At 66.0% G+C, this 25,727-nt stretch carries 19 protein-coding genes and 2 riboswitches; of the genes, 13 read left to right on the top strand and 6 right to left on the bottom strand.

What is annotated here, in order from left to right; all coding sequences use genetic code 11:
* Nucleotides 1-81: 81 nt before the first annotated feature.
* Nucleotides 82-3,792, bottom strand: a complete 3,711-nt coding sequence (gene metH, locus C4K40_RS19285) for a methionine synthase (protein WP_053131168.1) — start codon at nucleotides 3,790-3,792, stop codon at nucleotides 82-84.
* 153 nt (nucleotides 3,793-3,945) lie between these two features.
* Here metH and C4K40_RS19280 point away from each other — a divergent pair, with 153 nt between their 5' ends.
* Both C4K40_RS19280 and nfuA read left to right on the top strand, forming a co-directional pair.
* Complete coding sequence (locus C4K40_RS19280) at nucleotides 3,946-6,237, top strand: fatty acid cis/trans isomerase (RefSeq protein ID WP_022639449.1); 2,292 nt, start codon at nucleotides 3,946-3,948, stop codon at nucleotides 6,235-6,237.
* Nucleotides 6,238-6,375: 138 nt separating this feature from the next.
* Nucleotides 6,376-6,960, top strand: coding sequence for a Fe-S biogenesis protein NfuA (gene nfuA, locus C4K40_RS19275; protein WP_022639450.1), 585 nt, complete (start codon nucleotides 6,376-6,378; stop codon nucleotides 6,958-6,960).
* Between the two features lie 87 nt (nucleotides 6,961-7,047).
* Here nfuA and cobM read toward each other — a convergent pair whose 3' ends face one another.
* From cobM to C4K40_RS19255, 4 genes are all read right to left on the bottom strand, one after another.
* Complete coding sequence (gene cobM, locus C4K40_RS19270) at nucleotides 7,048-7,794, bottom strand: precorrin-4 C(11)-methyltransferase (RefSeq protein WP_022639451.1); 747 nt, start codon at nucleotides 7,792-7,794, stop codon at nucleotides 7,048-7,050.
* 81 nt (nucleotides 7,795-7,875) lie between these two features.
* Nucleotides 7,876-8,280: a cobalamin biosynthesis protein gene (locus C4K40_RS19265; protein ID WP_053131165.1), complete on the bottom strand. Its 405-nt coding sequence runs from the start codon at nucleotides 8,278-8,280 to the stop codon at nucleotides 7,876-7,878.
* Nucleotides 8,277-8,981 carry a CbtA family protein gene (locus C4K40_RS19260; RefSeq protein ID WP_022639453.1) on the bottom strand — a complete coding sequence of 235 codons (705 nt, stop codon included), beginning with the start codon at nucleotides 8,979-8,981 and terminating at the stop codon, nucleotides 8,277-8,279. Before C4K40_RS19260 ends, C4K40_RS19265 begins: the two co-directional genes overlap by 4 nt.
* A 10-nt stretch (nucleotides 8,982-8,991) precedes the next feature.
* Nucleotides 8,992-9,180: a CbtB-domain containing protein gene (locus tag C4K40_RS19255; protein WP_022639454.1), complete on the bottom strand. Its 189-nt coding sequence runs from the start codon at nucleotides 9,178-9,180 to the stop codon at nucleotides 8,992-8,994.
* Nucleotides 9,181-9,276: 96 nt separating this feature from the next.
* Nucleotides 9,277-9,499, bottom strand: a riboswitch (cobalamin riboswitch).
* Nucleotides 9,500-9,584: 85 nt separating this feature from the next.
* Nucleotides 9,585-9,795, top strand: a riboswitch (cobalamin riboswitch).
* Between the two features lie 96 nt (nucleotides 9,796-9,891).
* Between C4K40_RS19255 and cobW the strand changes: the two genes are divergently transcribed.
* From cobW to C4K40_RS19215, 8 genes are all read left to right on the top strand, one after another.
* Entirely contained in the window at nucleotides 9,892-10,959 is a 1,068-nt protein-coding gene (gene cobW, locus C4K40_RS19250) for a cobalamin biosynthesis protein CobW (protein WP_053131163.1), read from the top strand.
* 3 nt (nucleotides 10,960-10,962) lie between these two features.
* Nucleotides 10,963-14,733 (top strand): cobaltochelatase subunit CobN, encoded by a 3,771-nt coding sequence (gene cobN / locus C4K40_RS19245; RefSeq protein ID WP_053131161.1) that lies wholly within the window; start codon nucleotides 10,963-10,965, stop codon nucleotides 14,731-14,733.
* A 242-nt stretch (nucleotides 14,734-14,975) separates the two neighbouring features.
* Complete coding sequence (locus C4K40_RS19240; protein WP_053131159.1) at nucleotides 14,976-15,986, top strand: ATP-binding protein; 1,011 nt, start codon at nucleotides 14,976-14,978, stop codon at nucleotides 15,984-15,986.
* Between the two features lie 53 nt (nucleotides 15,987-16,039).
* Nucleotides 16,040-16,639, top strand: coding sequence for a VWA domain-containing protein (locus tag C4K40_RS19235; protein ID WP_031320058.1), 600 nt, complete (start codon nucleotides 16,040-16,042; stop codon nucleotides 16,637-16,639).
* Between the two features lie 172 nt (nucleotides 16,640-16,811).
* Nucleotides 16,812-18,458 (top strand): phospholipase D-like domain-containing protein, encoded by a 1,647-nt coding sequence (locus C4K40_RS19230; protein WP_022639402.1) that lies wholly within the window; start codon nucleotides 16,812-16,814, stop codon nucleotides 18,456-18,458.
* A gap of 135 nt (nucleotides 18,459-18,593) precedes the next feature.
* Nucleotides 18,594-19,565: a cyclase family protein gene (locus tag C4K40_RS19225; protein ID WP_053131153.1), complete on the top strand. Its 972-nt coding sequence runs from the start codon at nucleotides 18,594-18,596 to the stop codon at nucleotides 19,563-19,565.
* Nucleotides 19,566-19,649: 84 nt separating this feature from the next.
* Nucleotides 19,650-20,177: a hypothetical protein gene (locus C4K40_RS19220; RefSeq protein ID WP_246196038.1), complete on the top strand. Its 528-nt coding sequence runs from the start codon at nucleotides 19,650-19,652 to the stop codon at nucleotides 20,175-20,177.
* 79 nt (nucleotides 20,178-20,256) lie between these two features.
* Nucleotides 20,257-20,775 (top strand): hypothetical protein, encoded by a 519-nt coding sequence (locus C4K40_RS19215; protein WP_022639399.1) that lies wholly within the window; start codon nucleotides 20,257-20,259, stop codon nucleotides 20,773-20,775.
* Between the two features lie 4 nt (nucleotides 20,776-20,779).
* Here the strand turns inward: C4K40_RS19215 and C4K40_RS19210 are convergent, their stop codons facing one another.
* Entirely contained in the window at nucleotides 20,780-21,352 is a 573-nt protein-coding gene (locus C4K40_RS19210; RefSeq protein ID WP_022639398.1) for a response regulator transcription factor, read from the bottom strand.
* 144 nt (nucleotides 21,353-21,496) lie between these two features.
* On the opposite strand from C4K40_RS19210, the gene C4K40_RS19205 reads away from it, so the two are divergent.
* From C4K40_RS19205 to C4K40_RS19195, 3 genes are read left to right on the top strand one after another with little or no spacing between them, the layout of a single operon-like run.
* The gene (locus C4K40_RS19205; RefSeq protein WP_031320057.1) at nucleotides 21,497-22,675 is read left to right on the top strand and encodes an acetyl-CoA acetyltransferase; all 1,179 of its coding nucleotides are present in this window, start codon (nucleotides 21,497-21,499) and stop codon (nucleotides 22,673-22,675) included.
* A 2-nt stretch (nucleotides 22,676-22,677) separates the two neighbouring features.
* Entirely contained in the window at nucleotides 22,678-24,216 is a 1,539-nt protein-coding gene (locus C4K40_RS19200) for a class I adenylate-forming enzyme family protein (RefSeq protein WP_053131147.1), read from the top strand.
* A 44-nt stretch (nucleotides 24,217-24,260) separates the two neighbouring features.
* A complete protein-coding gene (locus C4K40_RS19195) occupies nucleotides 24,261-25,595 on the top strand; it encodes an MFS transporter (RefSeq protein WP_053131144.1) in 1,335 nt (444 codons plus the stop codon).
* The last annotated feature ends 132 nt before the right edge of the window (nucleotides 25,596-25,727 follow it).

Here is a 25,727-nt window from a genome sequence, read left to right as displayed (position 1 = left end):
CACGGTTGGGTGTCAACAGAGCATAGACAATACCGGCGGGCATCAGGGGGTGCTTGGCACCCCCTGCACAAGCGGCTGCGATCAGTCGTCGTAACCCAGGTTCGGCGCCAGCCAGCGTTCGCTTACGGCCAGGTCCTGGCCCTTGCGCTGGGTGTAGCTCTGCACCTGGTCCTTGTCGACCTTGCCCACGGCGAAGTACTGCGCCTGCGGATGGGCGAAGTACCAGCCGCTGACCGCCGCCGCCGGGAACATGGCGAAGTGTTCGGTGAGGAACACGCCGCTGCGCCCGGCCTTGCCTTCGCTGGCCTCGGGGTCGAGCAGGGCGAACAGGGTGCTCTTCTCGGTGTGGTCCGGGCACGCCGGATAGCCCGGGGCAGGGCGGATACCGCTGTACTGCTCCTTGATCAGTGCCTCGTTGTCCAGGTGTTCGTCCCTGGCGTAACCCCAGTGCTCCTTGCGCACCTGTTCGTGCAGCCATTCGGCGCAGGCTTCGGCCAGGCGGTCGGCCAGGGCCTTGACCATGATCGAGCTGTAGTCGTCGCCCTTGTCCTGGTAGGCCTTGGCCACTTCCTCGGCGCCGATGCCGGCGGTGGTGATGAAGCCGCCGACGTAGTCGGTCACGCCGCTGTCCTTGGGCGCCACGAAGTCGGCCAGGGACAGGTTGGGCTTGCCGTCGGGCTTGATGGTCTGCTGGCGCAGGTGGTGCAGGGTGGCCAGGGTCTGGCCGTGGTCGCCGTAGACTTCGATGTCGTCATGGTTGACCTGGTTGGCCGGCCAGAAGCCGAATACCGCCCGGGCGCTGATGAGCTTCTCGTCGATCAGTTTGTCGAGCATCTCGCGGGCATCCTTGTACAGCGCCGTGGCTGCCTCGCCGACCACTTCGTCGGTGAGGATGCGCGGGAATTTCCCGGCCAGGTCCCAGGAGATGAAGAACGGCGTCCAGTCGATGTACTCGGCCAGCTCGCGCAGGTCGATGTTGTCGAGCATCTTCACGCCAGTGAAGGATGGGGTCGTGGCCTGGTAGGCCGCCCAGTCATATTGCGGCTTGGCCGCGATCGCCTGCGGGTAGCTCAAGCGCTCGGTACGGGCGCTGCGGTTGGCGGTGCGCTCGCGCACTTCCACGTATTCCTGGCGGGTCTTGTCGACGAAACCGGGCTTGAGTTCCTTGGACAGCAGCTGGGTGGCCACGCCCACGGCGCGGGAGGCGTCAGTGACGTAGATCACCGCGTCGTTGTTGTACTTGGGTTCGATCTTCACCGCGGTGTGGGCCTTGGAGGTGGTGGCGCCACCGATCATGAGCGGCAGGTGGAAATCCTGGCGCTGCATCTCGCGGGCGACATGGACCATCTCGTCCAGCGACGGGGTGATCAGGCCGGACAGGCCGATGATGTCGCACTTCTCGTCGCGGGCGGTCTGCAGGATCTTCTCGGCCGGCACCATCACGCCCAGGTCGACGATGTCGTAGCCGTTGCAGCCCAGCACCACGCCGACGATGTTCTTGCCGATGTCATGCACATCGCCCTTGACCGTGGCCATGAGGATCTTGCCCTTGGCCTCGGGCTTGTCGCCTTTCTCGGCTTCGATGAACGGGATCAGGTGGGCCACGGCCTGCTTCATCACCCGGGCCGACTTGACCACCTGGGGCAGGAACATCTTGCCGGCGCCGAACAGGTCGCCAACCACGTTCATGCCGCTCATCAGCGGGCCTTCGATGACCTCGATCGGCCGCGCGCACTGCTGGCGGCACTCCTCGGTGTCCTCGACGATATGGGCGGTGATGCCCTTGACCAGCGCGTGTTCCAGGCGCTTGCCCACTGGCAGTGAACGCCAGGCCTCGTCCTCGACTTCCTTGCTGGCGCCGCCACCCTTGTAGTCGTCGGCGATGGCCAGCAGCGCGTCGGTGCCTTCCGGAGTGCGGTTGAGCACCACGTCCTCGACCTTGTCGCGCAGGGCCGGCGGGATCTCGTCGTAGATCTCCAGTTGGCCGGCGTTGACGATACCCATGGTCAGGCCGTTCTGGATCGCGTGGTAGAGGAACACCGAGTGGATCGCCTCGCGCACCGGGTTGTTGCCACGGAACGAGAACGACACGTTGGAGACCCCGCCGCTCGACAGGGCGTAGGGCAGGTGGTCGCGGATGTAGGCGCAGGCTTCGATGAAGTCCACGGCGTAGTTGTTGTGCTCTTCGATGCCGGTGGCCACGGCGAAGATGTTCGGGTCGAAGATGATGTCTTCCGGCGGGAAGCCCACTTCATTGACCAGGATGTCGTAGCTGCGCTGGCAGATCTCGCGCTTGCGCGCGGCGGTGTCGGCCTGGCCGACCTCGTCGAAGGCCATGACCACCACGGCCGCGCCGTAGCGCTTGCACAGGCGCGCGTGATGCTTGAACTGCTCGACGCCTTCCTTCATCGAGATCGAGTTGACGATGCCCTTGCCCTGGATGCACTTGAGGCCCGCCTCGATCACTTCCCACTTGGAGGAGTCGATCATGATCGGCACGCGGGAGATGTCCGGCTCACCGGCGATCAGGTTGAGGAAGCGGACCATGGCGGCCTGGGAATCGAGCATCCCTTCGTCCATGTTGATGTCGATCACCTGGGCGCCAGCCTCGACCTGCTGCAGGGCGACTTCCAGGGCCTCGGTGTAGTTTTCTTCGCGGATCAGCCGGGCGAACTTGGCGGAGCCGGTGATGTTGGTGCGTTCGCCGACGTTGACGAACAACGACTGGCGATCGATGGTGAACGGCTCCAGGCCCGACAGTCGGCAAGCCTTGGGAATCTCCGGGATGACCCGTGGCTTGTGTTTGGCCACGGCCTCGGCGATGGCCCGGATATGCGGCGGAGTGGTGCCGCAGCAGCCGCCGATGATGTTGAGGAAGCCGCTGGCGGCGAACTCCTCGACCACCGCGGCCATTTCCGCCGGGGTTTCGTCGTATTCGCCGAAGGCGTTGGGCAGGCCGGCGTTGGGGTGGGCCGAAACATGAGTGTCGGCCTTGGTCGACAGCTCTTCCAGGTAGGGACGCAGGTCCTTGGCGCCCAGGGCGCAGTTCAGGCCCACCGAGATCGGGTTGGCATGGCGCACGGAGTTCCAGAACGCTTCGGTGGTCTGGCCCGACAACGTGCGGCCGGAGGCGTCGGTGATGGTGCCGGAGATCATGATCGGCAGTTCGACGTTGTCCTCCTCGAACACCTGCTGCACGGCGAAGATCGCCGCCTTGGCGTTGAGGGTGTCGAAGATGGTCTCGATCAGGATCAGGTCGGCGCCGCCCTCGATCAGGCCACGAGTGGCCTCGGTGTAGTTGCTCACCAGTTCGTCGAAAGTGACGTTGCGATAGCCCGGATCGTTGACGTCCGGGGAGATCGAACAGGTGCGGCTGGTCGGGCCCAGGACGCCGGCGACGAAGCGCGGCTTATCCGGGGTTTCCAGGGTTTTCGCGTCGGCCACCTTGCGAGCCACGCGGGCACCTTCTACGTTCAGTTCGTAGACCAGCGCTTCCATGCCGTAGTCGGCCTGGGACACCTGGGTGGCGTTGAAAGTGTTGGTCTCGAGGATGTCGGCCCCGGCGTCCAGGTAGGCTTTCTCGATCGCGCCGATCACGTCCGGACGGGTCAGTACCAGCAGGTCGTTGTTGCCCTTGACGTCGCTGGGCCAGTCGGCAAAGCGTTCGCCACGGTAGTCCCGCTCCTCGAGCTTGTAGCTCTGGATCATGGTCCCCATGCCGCCATCGAGGATCAGGATGCGCTCCTTGAGGGCTTGTTGGAGAGCGTGGAGGCGAGCACTGCGGTCAGACATGGGAGCTACCTGGAAAGGCCATTACGGAGGGCGTGGAGAATAGCAAACCTGCATGGTTTTGCGGCATGTGCCGGTTTTGCATGAATATCGTTCATGTTGGTTCGCCGGGCGGACCGGTAGAATCGCGACGTTTTTACTTTCGGGACCAGGGACATGCCGTATCGTTTTGCCGTCAGCAGCGTGCTGCTGCTATTGAGTTCACTGTGCATGGCGCAAGGTCCGGCGCCGGCGATTTCCTATACCCGCGATATCCAGCCGATCTTCACCGAGAAATGCGTGGCTTGCCATGCCTGCTACGACTCGGCTTGCCAGCTCAACCTGGGCAGTGGCGAAGGTGCCGCCCGTGGCGCGTCGAAGGCGCCGGTATACGACGGTGAGCGGAGCAAGGCCCAGGATCCGACCCGGTTGTTCTACGACGCCAGCGGCAAGGCGGCCTGGCAGAGCCGCGGGTTCTATTCGGTGCTCGACGCCCAGGGCAGCCAGGCGGCACTGATGGCGCGCATGCTGGAATTGGGGCACCGTACGCCGCTGCAACCCAATGCCAAGCTGCCCAGTGAGATCGTCCTGGGCCTGAACCGGGAAAACATGTGCCCGCAGCCGGCCGAGTTCGACGGGTATGCCGGCGCCCATCCCAAGGAAGGCATGCCCCTGGCGGTCACCGGCCTGACCAGCCAGCAGTACCAGACGCTACAGCGCTGGCTGGCTTCCGGCGCGCCGATCGATGAACAGGGCCTGGCCCCCAGCGCCCGGGAAAGCCTGCAGGTGGTCCAATGGGAAAACCTGCTCAACGCCCCTGGCGCCCGGGAAAGCCTGGTGGCGCGCTGGCTCTACGAGCATTGGTTCCTGGCGCACATCTATTTCGAAGGCGGTGAGCCGGGGCATTTCTTCCAGTGGGTGCGTTCGCGTACCCCCACTGGCCAGCCCATCGACCTGATCAATACCCGACGCCCCAACGACGACCCGGGCACCCAGGTGTACTACCGCCTGTGGCCGGTGCAAGGGGTGATCGTGCACAAGACCCACATCACTTACCCGTTGGGCGCGGCGAAGCTGGCCCGGGTCAAGACCCTGTTCTACAGCGGCGACTGGCAGGTCAACGCTTTGCCCGGTTATGGGCCGGCGCGCCGGGCCAACCCGTTCGAGACCTTCGAGGCGATTCCGGCCAAGGCCCGCTACCAGTTCATGCTGGATAACGCCGAGTACTTCGTGCGTACCTTCATCCGGGGCCCGGTATGCCGCGGACAGATCGCCACCGATGTGATCCGCGACAACTTCTGGGCGCTGTTCCAGGCCCCGGAACATGACCTGTACATCACCGACCCGGCCTATCGCGGCCAGGCTACGCCCCTGCTGGCGATGCCGGGGCAGAACGACGATGTCGGCAGCGTGCTCAGCCTGTGGCTGGCCTACCGCGACAAGCGCAACGAGTACGAGGTCCTGCGTCGTGATTCCTACGCCGAGGCCCCGGCGCCCAGTTGGTCGACCCTGTGGGCCGGCAACGACAACGCGCTGTTGAGCATCTTCCGGCACTTCGACAGCGCCTCGGTGACCAAGGGCCTGATCGGTGAGATTCCGCAGACGATGTGGCTGTTCGACTATCCATTGCTGGAGCGCACCTATTACCAGCTGGCAGTGAACTTCGACGTGTTCGGCAACGTCTCGCACCAGGCCCAGACCCGGCTGTACTTCGACCTGATCCGCAATGGCGCCGAGCAGAACTTCCTGCGCCTGATGCCCGCCGGCACCCGCGAGGACTTCCTCGACGACTGGTACCAGAACAGCGGCAAGTTCAAGATGTGGCTGGACTACGAGTCCATCGACGACAGCAAGCGCAGCGCCCTGAAGCTGGACGCCAAGGATCCGAAGAAGGATTTCGCCAACCAGTTGCTGGCGCGCTACGGCGAGCTCAATGCCAAGCCGGACCCGATCAACCGCTGCGACAGCGCCTATTGCTCGCGACCCAACATCGACCCGGCCCTGCAGGATGCCGAACAGGCCCTGAGCGGTCTGGCATCGCGGCCGGCGGCCGGGCTCAAGGTCATCGAGCAGTTGCCTGAGGCCACCTTGCTACGGGTCCAGACGCCCGGCGGCAAGCGCCAGTTCTACAGCATGCTGCGCAACCGGGCCCACAGCAACGTGGCCTTCATGCTCGGCGAATCGCTGCGCTACCAGCCGGGGCTGGATACCCTGACCATCTTCCCCGGCATTCTCAGCAGTTATCCGAACTTCATGTTCGACATCCCGTCCGCCGAGGTGCCGGAGTTCGTCACGGCCATGCAGGAAGCCCGCGATGCCGAAAGCTTCGAGAAGATCGTCGAGCGCTGGGGCATCCGCCGCAGCCATCCGCAGTTCTGGCAGTACTTCCATGACCAGACCCGCTTCTTGCAGGAAACCGATCCGGTCGAGGCCGGGGTCATGGATATGAACCGCTACGAAAACCTCTGAGATAGAGCGGTCGCCGCCCCCGGATGCGCAGAAGCCTGCGGGGGCGTCTCAGACCAAGGTCTATCCTGACAAAAACACTAGGACTTTTTCAGCGACATCGATTGGCGTAAACTGCGCCCACGTCTGCGAGGAACCATCATGAGCGCCATAACCATTACCGACGCCGCCCACGATTATCTGGCTGATCTGCTATCCAAGCAGAACACCCCGGGGATCGGCATCCGCATCTTCATCACCCAACCAGGTACCCAGTACGCCGAGACTTGCATCGCCTATTGCAAGCCAGGCGAAGAAAAGCCCGAGGACAAGGCCCTGGGCCTCAAGAGCTTCACTGCCTACATCGATGCCTTCAGTGAAGGTTTCCTCGATGATGCAGTCGTCGACTACGCCACCGATCGCATGGGCGGCCAGCTGACCATCAAGGCTCCCAACGCCAAGGTGCCCATGGTCAACGCCGATAGCCCGATCAACGAGCGCATCAACTACTACCTGCAAACCGAGATCAACCCCGGGCTGGCCAGCCACGGCGGCCAGGTCAGCCTGATCGACGTGGTCGAAGACGGCATCGCCGTGCTGCAGTTCGGTGGCGGCTGCCAGGGTTGTGGCCAGGCCGACGTGACCTTGAAGGACGGCATCGAGCGCACCCTGCTCGAGCGTATTCCTGAGCTCAAGGGCGTGCGTGACGTCACTGACCATACGCAGAAAGAAAACGCCTACTACTAAGGCGTTCGCTGCGACACAAAAAAACGGCGCCCCGTGAGCGCCGTTTTTTTATGCCTGGAACCAGGCCCCTGGGCGTGAACAAGTGGGTCAGGGCCGATAGAGGTGGGCGTGGCCGGCGCGGTACAGCGACGACTCACTGAAGGCATCGGCGGCCAATACCCGGCCCACCAGGATCAGCGCGGTGCGCCGGAAGCCCTTGGCGGCTACCTTGGCTGCGATATCCGCCAGGGTCCCCTGGACCCAGTCCTGGTCCGGCCAGGTGGCCCGGTGCACCACCGCGATCGGGCAGTCGGCACCGTAGTGGGGCAGCAGTTCGGCGACGATGCGCTCCAGGTGGTTGACCCCCAGGTGGATGGCCATGGTGGCGCCATGGGCCGCCAGGCTGGCGAACTCTTCCCCGGCCGGCATGCTGGTCTTGTCCGCGTAGCGGGTGAGGATCACGCTCTGGGAGACATCGGGCAAGGTCAGCTCCGCTCCCAGCAATGCGGCGCAGGCGGCGGTGGCGGTGACTCCGGGGACGATCTCGAAAGCAATCCCCAGCTCCCGCAGGCAACGGATCTGCTCGCCGATGGCGCCGTACAGGCTCGGATCGCCGGAGTGCACCCGGGCTACATCCTGGCCCTGGGCATGGGCTTCGCGGATGACCTCGATGATCTGTTCCAGATGCAGCTCGGCGCTGTTGATCACCCGTACTGCGCTATGTCCCTCGAGCACCGCCTGGGGCACCAGGGAGCCGGCGTAGATGATCACCGGGCAGCGATGGATCAGGCGCTGGCCCTTGACGGTGATCAGTTCCGGGTCGCCGGGGCCGGCGCCGATGAAGTAGACAGTCATGGCAATGTCCTGTGAAAAAGGGGGCGAGCGGGCTTCATGATGAAGATCGCTCATGATCGAGGGCGGGGATTATCGGTGATTCTACGGGCAAACAGCCAATGCCAGGGTGGCTTCGGCGGATTTTTGCCGGGGCACCAGCAGTTGCGCCGAGCCTGCTTGCAGGCATTCGGCCATGGCCAGGGCGGCGCTTTCGGCGACGCCATGACAGCCGGTGCGTTCGAATGCGGCCTGCGACCTGTGGCTCAGGCGGGAGTCGTAGGGCGCCAGTTGGGCACTGCTGAAGAAGGTCAATGGCAGCGACAACTGCTGCGCCAGCTCCAGCAGGCCCGGTTCATCCTGCTTCAGGTCGATGCTGGCCAGGGCCTGTACCTGGCCCAGGTCCAGGCCATGGGCCCGCAGCACCTGGTCCAGCAGGGCGCGCAGGGCGCTGGCCGGGCAGCCCTTGCGACAACCCAGGCCGACCACCAGGGCCGGCTCGGTGATCATGCCCGCTGGCCATCCTCGCCCTTGCGCCGGAACAGCCAGGCGCTGATCAAGCCCAGGGCCAGCCAGAAGGCGGCATTGGTCAATTGCGAGGCGATCTTGAACTGTGCCTCCAGTGCTTCGGGGGCCAGCATCGAATGCACTTCCGGTTGGGGAGCGCCGATCACATGGGGCACGGCGATGATGGCCGCGCCCAGCAACTTCAGCAGCCAGTTGCCGGCGAACACGATCAGTGCCAGGCCCACGGCAGTGGACGCGGCGGCACCGACCCACCAGGTCTGGCGCTGCACCAGGTCGGCCGCGGCGGTGCCCGGCAGCTCCGGCGGCAGGCCCAGGGTGGGCGCCAGGCAGAAGGTGGCGTAGCCGGCCAGGCCCCAGAGCAGGCCCTGGGAAGTGCGGCTCGGTGCGCGCAGGGTGTAGAGGCCTGCCAGCATCAGGGCGAAGCCCACGGCGACCACCAGGTTGCCGCCGGTGGTGGACAGCACTCGCTGCCAGCCGTCCTCCGGTTCCCAGGCTTCTTCATCGTGGACGTGCCCGGCCATGGCGCCCGGGGCGTGTTCATGGACTGCCTCGGTGGCCGGGGCCTTTTCGTAGGTTTCCGCCTGGAGAATCAATGGCGCGACCCAGAAGCTTTGCAGCAAGGTCAGCAGCAGGGCGGCCAGCAGCCCGGTGAAGCCCGCGGTTTGCGCGATACGCTTGATCATCGGACGGGTCTCAGTGGCAAGGGAAGGCGGCGCTGTGGCGGGTGTCGTGGGCGGCGTTATGCACCGCCTCGATATGCGAGAAGCCGGCGAAGTACACCAGGCAGGCGCCAAGGATCGAGGCACCGATGGCGGCTACCAGGCGCTGGCTCAGGGTGGCGGTGCTGCTGGCGGAATGGCTGGTGCTGCTGATGGTCGACATGGCGCGTTCCCTTGGGTTTGTCAGCGGGAAGCGGCGCAGGAAAACCCCGCGTGGCGTTCACGCAGGGTTTGCAACAGCGCCCGCCCACCGCGGGTTTGTTATTCGTGTATTGCGGGCCGGTCTCCGGGCTCGCGAGGGGCAGGGCGGGTCATGCCATGCCGGCAAGTGTCGCCTTCCCATGCCCGGGGGCACAGTGGATCTGACACTTCGCTCGCTTACCGTTGCGGGGGCAGCACCGGACTGGTCACCGCTGGCAAGCGCGTGATTCACCGGTTTCCCGTTTCACCCTGTGAAGGGCACCCGTAACAAGTTGTGTAGCAAATCATGGGCAAGGGAGCGCCGTCAATCGCCGGTTGGCACGGGAAGCCGCCGCATATGTGCATTGACCGTCCTCCGCGCTCTGCGTAGCCTTGCGCCTTCGAGGTTCTTCGGCCAGCGGTCGAAGCTAAGACGGGAACGCGGTAGAAGCCGCGGCTGCCCCCGCAACTGTGAAGGGTTCCATTCCTGCACGGCCACTGCCTGGCGTCCATGACGCCGGCGGGAAGGCACAGGAAGCGTCAGTCCTGGACTGGCAAGCCCCCAGCCAGGAGACCTGCCTCGACCCAGATTCTCACTACAACCGGGCGGGGTGATCCGGTGGCGAAATCAGCACCTGGCCCGCGCCGTGCCTGTCGTCCCGTATGCCCGCCTCCTTCGCCAAAAGGGCATCCGATGAAAACACTGGCCAAACTTCCCGTCACCATCGTCACCGGCTTCCTGGGCTCGGGCAAGACCACCTTGCTGCGGCACATGCTGGACAACGCCCAGGGCCGTCGTATCGCGGTGATCGTCAACGAGTTCGGCGAACTGGGCATCGACGGCGAGATCCTCAAGCAGTGCTCCATCGGCTGCACCGAGGAAGAGGCCAGCGGCCGGGTCTTCGAATTGGCCAACGGCTGTCTGTGCTGCACCGTGCAGGAAGAATTCTTCCCGGTGATGCGTGAACTAGTGGCCCGCCGTGGCGACCTGGACCATATCCTCATCGAAACCAGCGGCCTGGCCCTGCCCAAGCCCCTGGTGCAAGCCTTCCAGTGGCCGGAAATCCGCAGCGCCTGCACCGTCGATGCGGTGATCACCGTGGTCGACAGCCCGGCCGTGGCCGCCGGCACCTTCGCCGCCTTCCCGGACCAGGTGGACGCCCAGCGCAAGCTCGACCCCAACCTGGACCACGAGTCGCCACTGCACGAGCTGTTCGCCGACCAGTTGTCCAGCGCCGACCTGGTGATCCTCAACAAGACCGACCTGATCGACCCGGCCGACCTGGCCAGGGTCCGCCAGGAAGTGGCCGAGGAGCTGCCGCCGGCGGTCAAGGTGATCGAGGCCAGCAGCGGGCGCCTGCCCCTGGACGTACTGCTGGGCGTGGGTGCCGGTTCCGAGGAGCACATCGACAGCCGTCACAGCCACCATGACCACCACCATGACGGCGACGATCATGACGACCATGACCACGACGCCTTCGACTCGATCTCCATCGAGCTGCCCGAGGCCGACGAAAGCCTGCTGCTCGATGCCCTGACCCAACTGGTGGTCAAGCACGGCATCCTGCGGGTCAAGGGTTTTGCGGCGATCCCCGGCAAGCCGATGCGCCTGCTGCTCCAGGGCGTGGGCACCCGCTTCGACAAGCACTTCGACCGCAAGTGGGGCGCTGATGAGAAACGCATCACCCGCCTGGTGCTGATCGGCCAGGAACTGGATGCAACCCAGCTGGAAGCGCAACTGCGCGCCGCCCTGGGCGCCTGACCCATGCACCTGCTCAGGACCCAGCCCGGCGGATTCGTGTCGGATGACAACATCGCCGACCTTGGACAAACCCCCGCCGAGCTGGTGGTCCTGTGCAGCGGCGACTCCAGCCTGGCGCTGCTGGCCGAGGCCGCCGAGCAACTGCCAGCGGACTACCCCAGCTTTCGCCTGGCCAACCCGATGCAGGTGCAGAACCACGCCTCGGTGGACCTTTACGTCGACCAGGTGCTGCGCCATGCCAAGGTCATCCTGATTTCCCTGCACGGTGGCATCGCCTACTGGCGTTATGGCGTCGAGCAACTGGTGGAGCTGTCCCGGCGCGGGGTGCAGCTGATCCTGGTGCCGGGGGACGACCGGCCCGACCCGGAGCTCAGCGACCTGAGCACGGTGTCGGCCGTGGAGCGCGACCGCCTGTGGCAGTTCCTGCGACAGGGCGGGCGAGAAAATGCGTTGAATTTCTACCGCTGCCTGAGCGGCTTGCTGGGGCGCGATTACCCCTGGAGCGAACCGCAGGTGCTGCCGCGCACCGCGCTCTATCACCCGGCCAGGAGCCAGGCCAGCCTGGCGGATTGGCAGGCCCACTGGCAGCCCGGCCAGGCGGTGGCGGCGCTGCTGTTCTATCGCTCGCACTTGCAGGCGGCCAACACCGCATTCATCGACCTGTTCTGCCAGCGCCTTGTGGCTGCCGGTCTCAACCCCTTGCCGATCGCCGTGGCCAGCCTCAAGGAGCCCGGCTGCCTGGCGCAGGTGCAAGACTGGCTGGATGAGACCGGTGCCGGAGTGATCCTCAACACCACCGGTTTCGCCCAGTCCAGCCCCGAGGCGCCGCACCTGCGACCGTTTCGCCGCGACATCCCGGTGATCCAGGCCATCTGCGCCCAGGACAACGAGCCGGGCTGGCAGGCCAGCGAACAGGGCCTGGGCCCACGGGACCTGGCCATGCACATCGCCTTGCCCGAACTGGATGGACGCATCATCAGCCGGCCTATCAGCTTCAAGGACCTGGCCTGGCGCAGCGAGCGCAGCCAGTCGGACGTGGTCTGCTACCGCGGCCAGCCCGAGCGCATGGACTTCGTCGCCCGGCTGGCAAGCAACTGGGTCGAGCTGGGCCGCCTGGACAACCACCAGAAGCGCATCGCCCTGGTCCTGGCCAACTACCCGACCCGCGACGGGCGCATCGGCAACGGCGTGGGCCTGGATACCCCGGCGGCGGCGCTGAACATTCTCAAGGCCTTGCAGGCCGAGGGTTATCCGCTGCCTGGCGAGCTGCCGGCCAGCGGCACCGAGCTGATCCAGCAATTGCTCGGTGGCGTCAGCAACGATCTGGACAGCCTCGACCTGCGCCCTTGCCAGCAGAGCCTGGCCCTGGACGACTACCAGCGCCTGTTCCAGGCATTGCCCGAGGCCAACCGCCAAGCGGTGCTGGAGCGCTGGGGCGCCCCGGAGCAGGACCCGATGTTCCGCAACGGGCGGCTGATGGTCGCTGGCCTGCGCCTGGGCCTGACCTTCATCGGCATCCAGCCGGCCCGGGGTTACCAGGTCGACCCCAGCGCGGTGTACCACGACCCGGACCTGGTGCCGCCCCATGCCTACCTGGCGTTCTATTTCTGGCTGCGCCAGGTCTACGGCGCCCACGCAGTGATCCACGTCGGCAAGCACGGCAACCTCGAGTGGCTGCCGGGCAAGGGCGTTGGCCTGTCGGCCCAGTGCTGGCCGGACGCCTTGCTGGGGCCGCTGCCGAATATCTACCCGTTCATCGTCAACGACCCAGGGGAGGGCGCCCAGGCCAAGCGCCGGACCCAGGCGGTGATCATCGATCACCTGATGCCGCCCCTGACCCGCGCCGAAACCTATGGCCCGCTGCGTAACCTGGAGCTGTTGGCCGACGAGTATTACGAGGCCCAGTTGCTCGACCCGCGCCGCGCGCGGGAGCTGCAACGGGACATCTTGCGCCTGGTGCGCGAGACCCAGATCGACCGCGAGCTGCAACTGGACGGACCACTGGAAGGCGAAGCCGATGCGGCGCTCTGGCTGCCACGGCTGGACACCTACCTGTGCGATCTCAAGGAATCGCAGATCCGCGACGGCCTGCATGTGTTCGGCGAGTCGCCAGAAGGGCGCTTGCGCATCGATACGTTGCTGGCCCTGATGCGCATCCCCCGGGGCGACGGCAAGGGCGCCCACGCCAGCCTGCTGCGGGCCCTGGCCAAGGCCTTCGAGTTGGGGTTCGACCCGCTGGACTGCGCCCTGGCCGAGCCCTGGACCGGGCGGCGGCCGCAGGCCCTGCAACAGCTCAGCGATGCCTTGTGGCGTACCGCCGGGGATGTGCGCGAGCGCCTGGAAATCTACGCCGGGCGCCTGATCGAGGCGGCCTTGCAAGGCCCGGTGGCGCAACTGGACGAAGCCGGTTGGGAGCCGGTGCGCAGTATCATCGAAGGCTTGCGCGAGGTGGTGGCGCCGCGCCTGGATGCCTGCGGCCCGGCGGAGATGCGCGGCCTGCTCGATGCCCTGCAAGGCCGCTTCGTGCCGGCGGGCCCCAGCGGCGCGCCCAGTCGCGGACGCCTGGACGTGTTGCCCACCGGGCGCAATTTCTATTCGGTGGATGTGCGCAACCTGCCCACCACCACTGCCTGGCGCATCGGCTTTCAGTCGGCCAACCTGATCCTCGAGCGCCACCTGCAGGATCACGGCGATCACCTGCTGCAACTGGGCCTGTCGGTCTGGGGCACGGCCACCATGCGCACCGGTGGCGACGATATCGCCCAGGCCATGGCGCTGATGGGCGTGCGGCCCGTCTGGGCCACCGGCAGCCAGCGGGTCGACGACTTCGAGATCCTGCCCCTGAGCCTGCTGGACCGGCCCCGGGTCGACGTGACCCTGCGGATTTCCGGGTTCTTCCGCGATGCCTTCGCCAACCTCATCCGCCTGTTCGACGCTGCGGTGCAGGCGGTGGCGGCCCTGGACGAGCCGGCCGACATGAACCCCCTGGCGGCCAGGGTCCGTGCCGAACGCGAAGCCTTGCAGGCTGGCGGCCTGGACCCGGAAGCAGCGGCGCGCCAGGCTGGCTGGCGGATCTTCGGGGCCAAGCCCGGGGCCTATGGCGCCGGGGTCCAGGGCGCCATCGACGGTCGGCTGTGGCAGAGCCGCGAGGACCTGGCCGAGGTCTACCTCAACTGGGGAGGCTACGCCTACGGCGGCAGCGATGAAGGCACCGCCGCCCGCGAGCAGTTCGCCGCTCGCCTGGGCCGGGTCCAGGCGGTGGTGCAGAACCAGGACAACCGCGAGCACGACCTGCTGGATTCCAACGACTACTACCAGTTCCAGGGCGGCATGCTGGCGGCGGTGGAGAGCCTGGGCGGGGCCAAGGTCGCCAGCTACCACGGCGATCACAGCCAGCCCGACCTGCCGAAGATCCGCAGCCTCAAGGAAGAGCTCAACCGGGTGATCCGTTCCCGGGCGGTCAACCCGAAATGGATCGAGGGGGTCAAGCGCCACGGTTACAAGGGTGCCTTCGAAATGGCCGCGACCCTGGACAACCTGTTCGCCTTCGATGCCACCACCGAGCTGATCGACGACCATCAGTACGCCTTGCTGGCCGATGCCTACCTGCTGGACGACTCGACCCGCGAGTTCGTTCGCCAGCATAATCCCCACGCCTTGCGCGATATGACCGAGCGTTTGCTGGAGGCCCAGCAGCGCGGCCTGTGGCAGGAGCCCGGAGCCTATCGCGAGGCCCTGGAGCATCTGCTGCTGGATATAGAAGAAGACTCCTGAGGGCACCTCTGAAAACTACCTGCGTTGTCATCGCTGCGTTAAAAACAGGCTGGTGCGCCAGCCCGGTCAAAATGCACATTTACCCCTTGTAAACTGCGCTTTTTCGCCTGTTTTTGCCTTGCGCTGACTGCCTCGCCTACGTTTTTTAGAGGTGCCCTGAGGCGGCGAATGCTGCGCACTCGATCGCGAGACGGCTCGCGAAATCGTCCTTCGGGACACCCAGACCCAAGCGAGAACCCCAGATGAGCGACACCCCGCATTTCCCCTTGTCGGCCGTGGTCGGCGCCGATGCCCTGAAGCTGGCCCTGTGCCTGACCGCCATCGACCCGAAGATCGGTGGCGTGTTGATCGAGGGGCCACGGGGCATGGCCAAGTCGACCCTGGCCCGGGGGTTGGCGGATTTGCTGGCCAGCGGGCAGTTCGTCACCTTGCCCCTGGGGGCCAGCGAAGAGCGGCTGGTGGGTACCCTGGACCTGGATGCAGCCCTGGGCGAGGGGCGGGCGCAGTTCTCCCCGGGCGTTCTGGCCAAGGCCGACGGCGGGGTGTTGTATGTCGATGAGGTCAACCTGCTGCCCGACCACCTGGTGGACTTGCTGCTGGACGTGGCGGCCAGTGGCACCAACCTCATCGAGCGCGATGGCATTTCCCATCGGCATTCGGCGAAGTTCGTGCTGATCGGCACCATGAACCCGGAGGAGGGCGAGTTGCGCCCGCAACTGCTGGACCGCTTCGGTCTCAACGTGGCTTTGAGCGGCCAGGTCCTGCCTCTGGAACGCGGGCAGATCATCCGTCGGCGCCTGGATTTCGATAGCGACCCGCAGGGCTTCTGCAACCAATGGGCCCAGGCCCAGGCCGAACTGCGCCAGCGCTGCCAGCAGGCGCGGACGCTGCTGGAGCGTATCGCCCTGGATGACCAGGCCCTGGCGCAGATCACCGAGCGTTGTTTCGCCGCCGGGGTCGACGGCTTGCGTGCCGACCTGGTCTGGCTGCGGGCCGCCCGGGCCCATGCCGCCTGGCGTGGCGCTTCGGCCATCGCCGAGGAGGATATCGACGCGGTGGCGGAATTCGCCTTGCGCCATCGGCGCGGGCAGGCGCCCGCCGCACCGGCGCAGCAGCCCCAGTCGCCGGCACCGCAGCAGTCCGGGGCGCAGCGCGAGGCCCGCGAAGGCGCGGGCCAATGGGGTGACATGCCGGCCCAGGCACTGCCCACCGGCGCCCGGCGCGAGGTACCCAGCTGGCCAAAAAAGCCCTAGGCATCCGTTCCCGCTCTGGCCTGGGGGCGGATGCCAAGCCCCGGCCGGGGCGCCTGGACCAGGGACGACAAGGCCGCAGCCGGGCGGCGAGTTGCGGTCGTATCAACTGGCCAGGCACCTTGCTCAAGGGCCGCCCACGGGTGGTCGAGGACCTGCTGTGGCAACTGCGCAGTCGCACGCCCCATGAGTTGTGGCTGGTGATCGTCGACGCCTCGGCCTCGACGCGCCGGCATCACGCCTTGAGCGATGCCAAGGGCCTGCTGGCGCAGCTGTTCGACGATGCCTACCGGCAGCGGGCGCGCCTGGCCTTGCTCACCGCCAGCGGTCGGGCGCCACATTGGCAGGTCCAGGGGCTCAAGGCTTCCAAGGACCTGCGGCACTGGCTCGATGGCCTGGGCGCCGGCGGCGGTACGCCATTGCCCCAGGCCCTGGCCGAGGCCCGGCAGTGGCTGGAGCAGCGGCAACGGCGCTGGCCGGCAGAACAGCAGCGGGTGTTGCTGATCACCGACGGGCGCTTGAAGACCCTGCCGCCGGTCGACGCTCTGAATTGTCCGACCCTGTTGCTGGACATCGAGCGCAGCCCGATCCGCCTCGGTCGCGCCCGGGAACTGGCCCAGCGCCTGGGCGCCGACTACCACCATATCGACCTGTAGCACCCCAAGCCCCGTGGCTCGTGCCGAGGCTGCGTACGGGCGCGCAGTGGCCGCAAGGCTTGGTAGCGCGATCTACCTGTTGCTCCAAGAGCGCTGTCCCAGGGCTCATATCGAGCCATGCACGGCCGGTAGCGGCAGCTACACTGCCTGCGCCAATCAGTGGAGCGATGCCATGCGGGTACTGGTGCACAACGACAAGGACGATTTTCGGGTCAAGGCCTACGCTGGCACCAATGGCGTGCTCCTGGCCATGGACCTGGATGCCAGCCGGCGCCAGGGCTTGCTGGGTTTCGCCATCGAGAAACAGACCGGCGACAAGCCCTGGCTGTTCCTGTTCAACAGCCTGACTTTCCCCGGCAAGACCCACACCTTCCCCCAGTACAACGCCACGCCCAGCAACCAGGCGCCGTTGCAGAAATTCCGTTGGGCCGACTACGCCGTCCACCCCGGTGCCACCCTCAATTACCGGGTGTACCTGGTCTATGGCAGCGCCGCTGCGCCGCAATTGGGAGAAATGCTGCAACTTGGCATCACCGCCGATAACGGCCTGCCTGCCGGGCAACGGGTGATCTTCAATCGGGCAGTGGCTGCCAGCCAGGCGTTCTCGCGCAAGTTTCCCGAGCTGGACGCTTTGCTCAGCGCCAACAAGAACCTGCCCGTCGAAGCCTGGCCGGACGCGCCCCGGCAATGGCTGGAAAACGGCCTGCTGGGGCAACTGCTGGGGTTCATCCAGCGGGCCGCCGATGCCAGCTGGTGCCTGGATATCGCCATCTACGAGTACCAGTTGCCGGCCATTGTCGCTGCGGTCAATGCCGCTTTCGACCGGGGCGTGCAGGTGCGGGTGCTGTATCACGCAGGTCCCGGGGACGATGACACGGCGCAGAACCAGGCCAGCCTGCAGCACTTGCCCGAGGCTTGTAAGCGCGGGCGAGTGACCCACGCCATTTTCCACGACAAGTTCATCGTCCTCGGTCGCCTGGATGCCGGCGGGCAGCGCCAGGACATCGCGGTCCTGTGCGGCAGCACCAACTTCACCGCCAATGGCGTGTACCGCCAGGCCAACGTGGTGCACTGCCTGGACAACACGGACATCGCCAGCCGCTACCTGCAAGTGTTCGAGCAGATCTGGGCAGCGCCGACGGATGTCGGTGCCACCCGCAAATGGTTGACCCAGCACAACCCCATGCAGCCTGCGGCAGCGCTGTTCGCCGGTTTCTCGCCGCGGACCGGGCAGGGCGACCTCGACGAGTTCGTGCGGATCATCAACGGCGCCCGCCGTGACTTGCTGTTCGTCACCGCCTTTGCCTTGCCCGACCGGATCCTCGATGCCTTGCTCGGCCAGCCCCACGACGACGTGCTGCGCTATGGCCTGCAGAATACCGCCAGCCGCATCACCGGTTTCCATGCCGACCGCACGGCGGAGTTCGCCGCTACGGCCTTGCTCAACAACGGCCTGGAAGGCTGGCTCAAGGAAGGCCTCAAGGGGCAGAAGGGCAACTTGCTGGTGCACACCAAGGCGGTGGTCACCGATTTCACCAGCGATGCGCCGGTGATCATCAGCGGCAGCCACAACCTCAGCGTCGGCGCCAGCCAGGGCAACGACGAGAACTTCCTGATCATCCGTGGCGATACCGACCTGGCGGACCGCTATGGCCTGGAACTGCTGCGCTTCTACGAGCACTACCGGTTCCGTTACTTCGCCCGGCAATTGGCGCTCAAGCAGGTCCAGCCCCTGGCCACCAACGATAGCTGGAGCGACGACTACTACCTGGAAGGCGACTTGCGCCAGCTCTCGCGCCTGCGTTTTTCCGGGCGTTGAGGTTGCGCAAAGGACCCCGGGCAGGCACGGCTCGGGAGGCTCTTGCGCTGGCAACTCTTACCTTGCTCTGGACTGCGCTCGTTGTGTATAGAAGGCGTCCGGCTGTTCCAACCCAAGCTAAGGAGTGCAATCGATATGTGCGGGATCGACCACAACAACCAGCCCGATATCGCCAGGCTCCTCGAGGGACTGCCCAGGAACTGGGGCAAATGGGGGCCAGACGACGAGGTCGGCGCCCTCAACTACCTGCAGCAGGCCGAGGTGCTGCGTGGCGTTGCCGCGGTGCGCCAGGGCAAGACCTTCACCCTGCAGGTGCAGATCGGCCATCCGGGCGGCGATCCGATGTGGCCGGCGCGCAGCCCATCCATGCGCTTCAACACCCTGGACCGCAGTCACTACCAGGCCGGCAAGCAGCCCTCGATGGGCGGCGGTGCCGAGTATTGCGACGACGTGATCTTCATGCAGTTGCAGGGCTCGACCCAGTACGACGCCTTGGGCCATGCCTGGTATGACAACCAGTTGTGGAACGGCTACGACGCCAGCACTACGGTGGGTGGCATGGCCAAGGCCAGCGTGCTGCCGATCGCCGAACGCGGGATCGTGGGGCGTGCGGTACTGATCGACATGGCCCGCCACCGGGGCAAGAAGTACCTGGGCCGTGGCGAGACCTTCGATCACCAGGACCTGCTGGCCGCGGCCAAGGCCCAGGGCGTTGTCATCGAAAAGCGCGACATCCTGATCATCCGCACCGGCTCCATGGGGGCTTTCTATGAGTACGGCAAGACCGAGTTCTTCAAGGACCTGGTGGAGCCGGGGCTGACCTACAGCCGCGAGCTGGTGGAGTGGTTCGACCAGATGGAGATCCCCAACCTGGTGACCGATACCATTGCCAACGAGGTGATCACCGATCCGGCGTCGGGGGTGCAGATCCCGCTGCATTGCGCACTGATGCGCAACCTGGGCATCGCCTTCACCGAGATCGTGCTGCTCGAGGAGCTGGCCGAGGACTGCGCGGCCGATGGCCAGTGGACCTTCCTCTACACCGCCGCGCCGTTGAAGATCGTCGGCGGCAGCGGCGCCCCGGTGAACCCGGTGGTGATCAAGTAGCGCCAGCCAGGGTGCTGGAGTCCGGGCGGCCAAGGGTTTACCCTGCCGCCCGTTTCCACCACCGATATGGACCTTCGACCTCCCGTGACCGATACCTCCTCGCCAGACTGTGTCTATTGTTCTTCCCTCGATCACCAAAGCGCCCAGCGAGCGGTACTCGAGACCCTGCAGATCATCGCGGCCCATCCCGAGGCCGATGAAGATCGGATCGTCGAGCTGCTGCAAGAACGCGGCCACTCGCGGATCGCTGCGGAAAAACTCAATGTCTTCGTGCCCACCGCCTTGGGCTGGCCGGTACTCAAGCGCCTGGGCGTGGAGCTTTGCAGCGGATATTTCATCGCCTATGACGACAACGATGAGGAAGTGCAGATACCGGTTGCCGGCCAGCACTATTTCATCGCCGCGTTGCAACTGGCCCAGCGCACCCTGGAGCAGGGTTTCAGCGAAGAACTGTCGCTTCAGGCCTACGAACGTGTGATCGGGCGCAGTGCCGAGATCAACGCGGTGAACAAGGCCCTGGCCCAGGACGTGAGCGTGGAGGGCGGCAGCCTTGGGCCATTGAAGTTGTTGCGCATCCGCGCCGGTGACCTGCTGGCCGATGTAGCCGGCTGACGCATCGCTGGCATCTCGAGCAGGCATGGGGTTACCCTGCCGCGCGTTTTCCACCACCGATATGGACCTTCGACCTGCCATGAGCGATACCTGCCCGCCAGACTGTGCCCATTGTTCTCCCGACGTCGATCATGAAACCGCCCACCGCGCCGTGCTCGATGCCTTGCAAGTCATGGGAGCCCACCCCGAGGCCGACGAGGACCGGATCGTCGAGCTGCTGCAGGAGCGGGGCTATTCGCCGATCGTTGCCGAAAAGCTCAATGCCTTCGTGCCTGCGGCCCTGAGCTGGCCCATGCTCAAGCGCCTGGGGGTGGCATCCTTCGTCGGGCATTTCATCGTCTATGACGACAACGACGAAGAGGTACAGGTACCGGTTGCCAGCCAGCATTACTTCACCGCCGCGCTGACCCTGGCCTACCGGACCGTCGAGCAGGGCTTCACCGCCGAGTTGCCCAGCAGCACTTACCAGCTGGTCGCCGGCCGCAGCGCCGAGATGGATGCCGTGAACCAGATCCTGCACGAGGGTGGCAGTGTGCAGGGGGCCACGGTCGGCCCGTTGCAATTGCTGCGCATCAGTGCCAGCGAGATGCTGGCCTAGCTCCTCAACCGATGAAGATGATCTTCGACACCAGCTCCGCACTGTTCTTGGCCTGAAGTTTCTTCATCAGCCGGGCGCGGTGCACTTCCACGGTGCGATGGGAGATGCCCAGCCTGCGCGCCACCTCCTTGCAGGTCAGGCCGTTGACGATATGCAGGGATATCTCTCGTTCGCGCGGGGTCAGTCGGATCGACGGCGCTGTCTGGCGGTCCAGGCGCTCGAAGTGCCAGACCATCAGCTCGAACGGGTCCAGCGGGGTCAGGGAGAACCCCTGGGCCCGGGCCCAGAACACCTCGCCATTGCGATGCTGCATGAAGCGTTCGTCGCTGTAGGAATCGCTGGGGCCGCTGCGCAGCCAGTGTTCGCTGCGTTCGCCAATGCTCTGGTAGTCGGCGTGCGAGGGGTACAGCAGCAGGGTCAGGTGGTCGCGCAGGTGCTCGCGCTCATAACCGAACAGGCGGACGAAGGCCTGGTTGCAGTCGAGTATCCGTCGGTGCCCGGTGATCAACTGCGGTGCGGGGGAAACCTGGAACGCCAGGCGCTCGAGGTCCTGGAATCGCTGGGTATGTAGGGTCATTGGGCATCCTGCCTCGAGGTGGTCGGCGCACTTGCCAGGAGGCGGGCACTACTTACAGGAGTAGGTAGTTGCCCCAACTAGCTTGGGATTCGGGCGCTGGATCATTCTATGGAATCCCCGCTTCAAGGACAGAAGAAAATCACCATGACCCACGATTCCGTATCCATCGTCGCTGCCGCCCATAGCCCTTTCGGTCGCCTGGACGGCCTGAATCTCGAAGACCTGATCGTCAAGGTCACGCGCGAAGCCCTGGCGGACGCTGCGATCGATGCTGCCGAGATCGACGCACTGTTTCTCGGCCACTTCAACTCCGGCCTGGTGTCCGATGGTTTTCCCGCCTCGCTGATGCTCCAGGCCGATCCCAAACTGCGCTTCAAGCCTGCCACCCGTTGCGAGAACGCCTGCGCTTCCGGTTCGGCGGCGATCCAGGCCGGGATCAACGCGATCCGCAGTGGCGCCGCCGAACTGGTGCTGGTGGTGGGCGCGGAGAAAATGACCAGCAACAGCACCGCCGAGGTCACCCGGGCCCTGGCTGGCGCCGGCTACCAGAACGATACGCGGGAGGCCGGCCTGAGCTTCGCCCAGTTGTTCGGCCAGGTGGCGCAGCAGTACACCGAGCGCTATCACAGCCCGCTGGCCTCGATGGCGGCGATCGCGGTGAAGAACCACGCCAACGCCATGGCCAACCCCCTGGCGCAGATGCACCGGTTGATGGATTTCGAGCACTGCAACAGCGTCTCCCAGAGCAACCCGCTGATCGCGCCGCCGCTGCGCCTGACCGACTGCTCGCTGATCAGCGACGGCGCGGCGGCGATCGTCCTGGCCTCGTCCCATCGCGCCCGCTCGATGCGGCGCCAGGTAGCGATCCGCGCCATGGTCCAGGTCAACGACCTGCTGCCCATGGCCAGCCGCGACGTGCTGGCCTTCGAAGGCCCGCAGCGGGCGATCCATGGTGCGCTGCGTGAGTCCGGGGTGACCCTGGGCGACCTGAGCTTCGCCGAGGTCCACGACTGCTTCACCATCGCCGAACTGCTGATCTACGAGGCCATGGGCCTGGCGCCCAAGGGCGAGGGGCACCGCGCCATCGACGACGGCATCGTGCGCCAGGGCGGACGCCTGCCGGTGAACCTGTCCGGCGGGCTCAAGGCCAAGGGGCACCCGGTGGGGGCCACCGGAGTATCGATGCATGCCCTGGGCTTTGCCCAGCTGGTCGGCGAGCCCATTGGCCTGGGCGTGCCCGGCGCCGAATTCGGCCTGCTGTTCAACATGGGCGGCATGGCCGTGGCCAACTATGCCAGCGTGCTGCAAGCGGTCAGGACCTGAGGATGAATATCGCCCAATGGCTGCTCGATGCGGCCCAGCGCTGGCCGCAGCGCGCGGCGCTGTTCGAGGGTAGCCGGCAGGTTGCCGACTACCAGGCGTTTGCCGCCAGAGCCCGGTCGCGGGCCCTGGAGCTGCGCCAACAGCATGGCATCGTCCCCGGCGAACGGGTGGCGCTGCTGTTGAAGAACAGCTGCGCCTATCTCGAGCTGCTGTACGCCATCTGGTGGAGCGGGGCGGTGGCGGTGCCGATCAACCACAAGCTGCACGCCCTGGAGGCCGCCTGGATCGCCGGTAATGCCGGGGCACGGTTGATCTACACCGACGATGGCCGGGTCTTCGACGGTACGGCGCTGCCAGAGGGCTGTCGCGAACTGGCGGTAGCGGCGGCCCTGCCTGGGGAGGCGCCAGGTGCCGAGCTCCTGGAGCCCTGCCCGCGACAGGACAGCGACCTGGCCTGGCTGTTCTATACCTCCGGCACCACCGGGCGCTCCAAGGGGGTGATGCTGTCCCATGGCAACCTGCTGGCCATGTCCCTGTGCTACCCGCTGGATGTCGACCCGGTCTCGGCGGACGACGCGGTGGTCTATGCCGCGCCGCTGTCCCATGGCGCCGGGTTGTACAACTTCATCCACGTACGCTGTGGCGCCCGGCACGTGGTGCCGACGTCCCGGGGCTTCCAGGCACGGGAGCTGTTCGAGCTGGCGCAGGAGCTGGGACAGGTCAGCCTGTTCGCCGCGCCGACCATGGTCAAGCGCATGGTGGAGCAGGCGCGGCAGCAGGGTTACGCCGGGCAGGGAATCAAGACCATCGTCTACGGCGGCGGCCCGATGTACCTGGCGGACCTGACTGCGGCCCTGGATACCTTCGGCCCACGGCTGGTGCAGATATACGGCCAGGGCGAATGCCCGATGACCATCACCGCCTTGTCCCGGGAGACCATCGCCGACCGTGACCAGGCCGACTGGCCGGCCATCGCCGCTTCGGTCGGGCGGGCCCAGGCCTGCGTCGAAGTGCAGGTCCTGGATGCCTCGGGCCAGCCCCTGGCGCCCGGCGAACCGGGAGAAATCGCCGTGCGCGGGGCGCCGGTGATGCAGGGCTACTGGAACAATCCGCAAGCCACCCAGGCGGCCCTGGTGGACGGTTGGCTGCGTACCGGCGATGTGGGTTTCCTCGATGGGCAGGGCTACCTGACCCTGACCGACCGCTGCAAGGACGTGATCATTTCCGGTGGCAGCAACATCTACCCGCGGGAAGTCGAGGAAGTGCTGATGCAGCACCCCGGCGTGTTCGAGGTCTGCGTGGTGGGCGAGGCCGACGCCGAGTGGGGCGAGTCGGTGGTGGCCTTCGTGGTCGCACGCTCATCGGCGAGCCTCGATGAACAGGCCCTCGGCCAGTGGTTCGTGGAGCGCATGGCCTCGTTCAAGAAACCGCGCAAGTACCTGTTCTGCGCCGAGCTGCCGAAGAACAGCTACGGCAAGATCCTCAAGACCCGCCTGCGCCAGTGGCTCAAGGACCCTGCACAGGCACTGGCCGAGCTCTGACATAACTTTTTTCCATGGATAGCACCACGACAGGAGTCCCCGACATGGGCGTGCCACCTTCCAACTCCCGGCGCCAGCGGCGCCGGGCCTTCATCGGCGCCACTTCCGGCCACTTGATCGAGTGGTACGACTACGGCGTCTACGGTTTCCTCGCCCTGTACATCGGCAAGGCCTTCTTTGTCTCCGACGATCCCACCAGCAGCCTGCTGGCGAGCTTCGCCGCCTTTGCCCTGAGTTTCTTCATCCGGCCCCTGGGCGGCCTGTGCTTCGGGCCGCTGGCCGACAAGATCGGCCGGCGCAAGACCCTGATCACCGTGCTGGTGCTGATGTCCGCTTCCACCTGCCTGCTGGGCCTGCTGCCGACCTACGCCAGCATCGGTATCGCCGCACCGATCCTCCTGATCCTGATCCGCTGCGTGCAGGGCTTCTCCGCCGGGGGCGAGATCGGCACCATCACCAGCTTCATTTCCGAGTACGCCGGCCCGGGCCGCCGGGGTTTCGCCACCTGCTGGCTGATGGTCACCGCCGTGCTCGGGCTGTTGCTGGGCGGTGCCGTGGCCAATGGCATGACCTGGACCCTGGGCGCCGAGGTGATGCAGGACTGGGGCTGGCGCATCCCGTTCCTGATCGCCGGGCCCTTGGGCGTGATCTCGCTGTACATCCGCCTGAAGCTGGAGGACAGCCCGGAGTTCCTGGCCCTGGTCGAAGCGGGGCAGACGTCCAAGGCGCCACTGCGCGAGGTCTGGCAGTGGAAGCGGGCCATCGCCCTGGTGTTCTTCATCATCACCCTGCACAGCTCGATCTTCTACCTGGTGCTGACGTTCGCCTCGACCTACATGTCCAACACCTTGAAGTTCGACAGCGGCACCACCTTGCTCTACGTGTTCGTCGCCAGCCTTGCAGCGGCGCTGGTGATGCCTTTCGGCGGCGCCTTCACCGACCGCTACGGTCGCAAGCCGTTCCTGATGGTGATCGGCGTGCTGGCGACCCTGGCCATGTACTGGTTCTTCAAGGCCGCGCCTACGGCGACCCCGGCCACGCTGTTCTGGCCGTTGATGGCGGTGGCTATCCTGTTCGGGTTGTATGCCTCCTCGACCTACGCGCTGATGAGCGAGTTGCTGCCGACGCGCGTCCGTTCCACCGGCATCGCGGTGGCCTACAACATCCCGGTGGCGGCGTTCGGCGGCAGTGCACCGCTGATTTCCACCTGGCTGATCAAGGTCACCGGCGACATCAGTGCGCCCTGGTACTTCTACGTGGCGACCGGGGTCGCTTCGCTGCTGGCCCTGGTGATCCTGCGCCAGGAAGACTTCGTCGCCTGTATCCACGATGCCCGCGAACAGCCGCGGCCGGCCTCAGGATTGCTGGCCAATCCATAAGCTGGAACCAGGCCTTGTTGCGTCGGCTCTAGGCGGGCCGGTGCCACAGGCCGTACGTCGCGACCAGTCGGCAAGGGCCGCGGTCCTGGTTTATGGTGTGCGACGGCGCTGGACCCGCCCGGGTCCGGCAGC

The organism is Pseudomonas sp. CMR5c (genome assembly GCF_003850545.1).
Taxonomy (GTDB): domain Bacteria; phylum Pseudomonadota; class Gammaproteobacteria; order Pseudomonadales; family Pseudomonadaceae; genus Aquipseudomonas; species Aquipseudomonas piscis.
This window is presented reverse-complemented; position numbering and strand designations above follow the sequence as displayed.

Excerpts from the sequence above, each read along its gene's own strand:
- metH (WP_053131168.1), bottom strand. The coding sequence starts at position 3,792 with ATGTCTGACCGCAGTGCTCGCCTCCACGCTCTCCAACAAGCCCTCAAG.
- C4K40_RS19280 (WP_022639449.1), top strand. The coding sequence starts at position 3,946 with ATGCCGTATCGTTTTGCCGTCAGCAGCGTGCTGCTGCTATTGAGTTCA.
- nfuA (WP_022639450.1), top strand. The coding sequence starts at position 6,376 with ATGAGCGCCATAACCATTACCGACGCCGCCCACGATTATCTGGCTGAT.
- cobM (WP_022639451.1), bottom strand. The coding sequence starts at position 7,794 with ATGACTGTCTACTTCATCGGCGCCGGCCCCGGCGACCCGGAACTGATC.
- C4K40_RS19265 (WP_053131165.1), bottom strand. The coding sequence starts at position 8,280 with ATGATCACCGAGCCGGCCCTGGTGGTCGGCCTGGGTTGTCGCAAGGGC.
- C4K40_RS19260 (WP_022639453.1), bottom strand. The coding sequence starts at position 8,981 with ATGATCAAGCGTATCGCGCAAACCGCGGGCTTCACCGGGCTGCTGGCC.
- C4K40_RS19255 (WP_022639454.1), bottom strand. The coding sequence starts at position 9,180 with ATGTCGACCATCAGCAGCACCAGCCATTCCGCCAGCAGCACCGCCACC.
- cobW (WP_053131163.1), top strand. The coding sequence starts at position 9,892 with ATGAAAACACTGGCCAAACTTCCCGTCACCATCGTCACCGGCTTCCTG.
- cobN (WP_053131161.1), top strand. The coding sequence starts at position 10,963 with ATGCACCTGCTCAGGACCCAGCCCGGCGGATTCGTGTCGGATGACAAC.
- C4K40_RS19240 (WP_053131159.1), top strand. The coding sequence starts at position 14,976 with ATGAGCGACACCCCGCATTTCCCCTTGTCGGCCGTGGTCGGCGCCGAT.
- C4K40_RS19230 (WP_022639402.1), top strand. The coding sequence starts at position 16,812 with ATGCGGGTACTGGTGCACAACGACAAGGACGATTTTCGGGTCAAGGCC.
- C4K40_RS19225 (WP_053131153.1), top strand. The coding sequence starts at position 18,594 with ATGTGCGGGATCGACCACAACAACCAGCCCGATATCGCCAGGCTCCTC.
- C4K40_RS19215 (WP_022639399.1), top strand. The coding sequence starts at position 20,257 with ATGAGCGATACCTGCCCGCCAGACTGTGCCCATTGTTCTCCCGACGTC.
- C4K40_RS19210 (WP_022639398.1), bottom strand. The coding sequence starts at position 21,352 with ATGACCCTACATACCCAGCGATTCCAGGACCTCGAGCGCCTGGCGTTC.
- C4K40_RS19205 (WP_031320057.1), top strand. The coding sequence starts at position 21,497 with ATGACCCACGATTCCGTATCCATCGTCGCTGCCGCCCATAGCCCTTTC.
- C4K40_RS19200 (WP_053131147.1), top strand. The coding sequence starts at position 22,678 with ATGAATATCGCCCAATGGCTGCTCGATGCGGCCCAGCGCTGGCCGCAG.
- C4K40_RS19195 (WP_053131144.1), top strand. The coding sequence starts at position 24,261 with ATGGGCGTGCCACCTTCCAACTCCCGGCGCCAGCGGCGCCGGGCCTTC.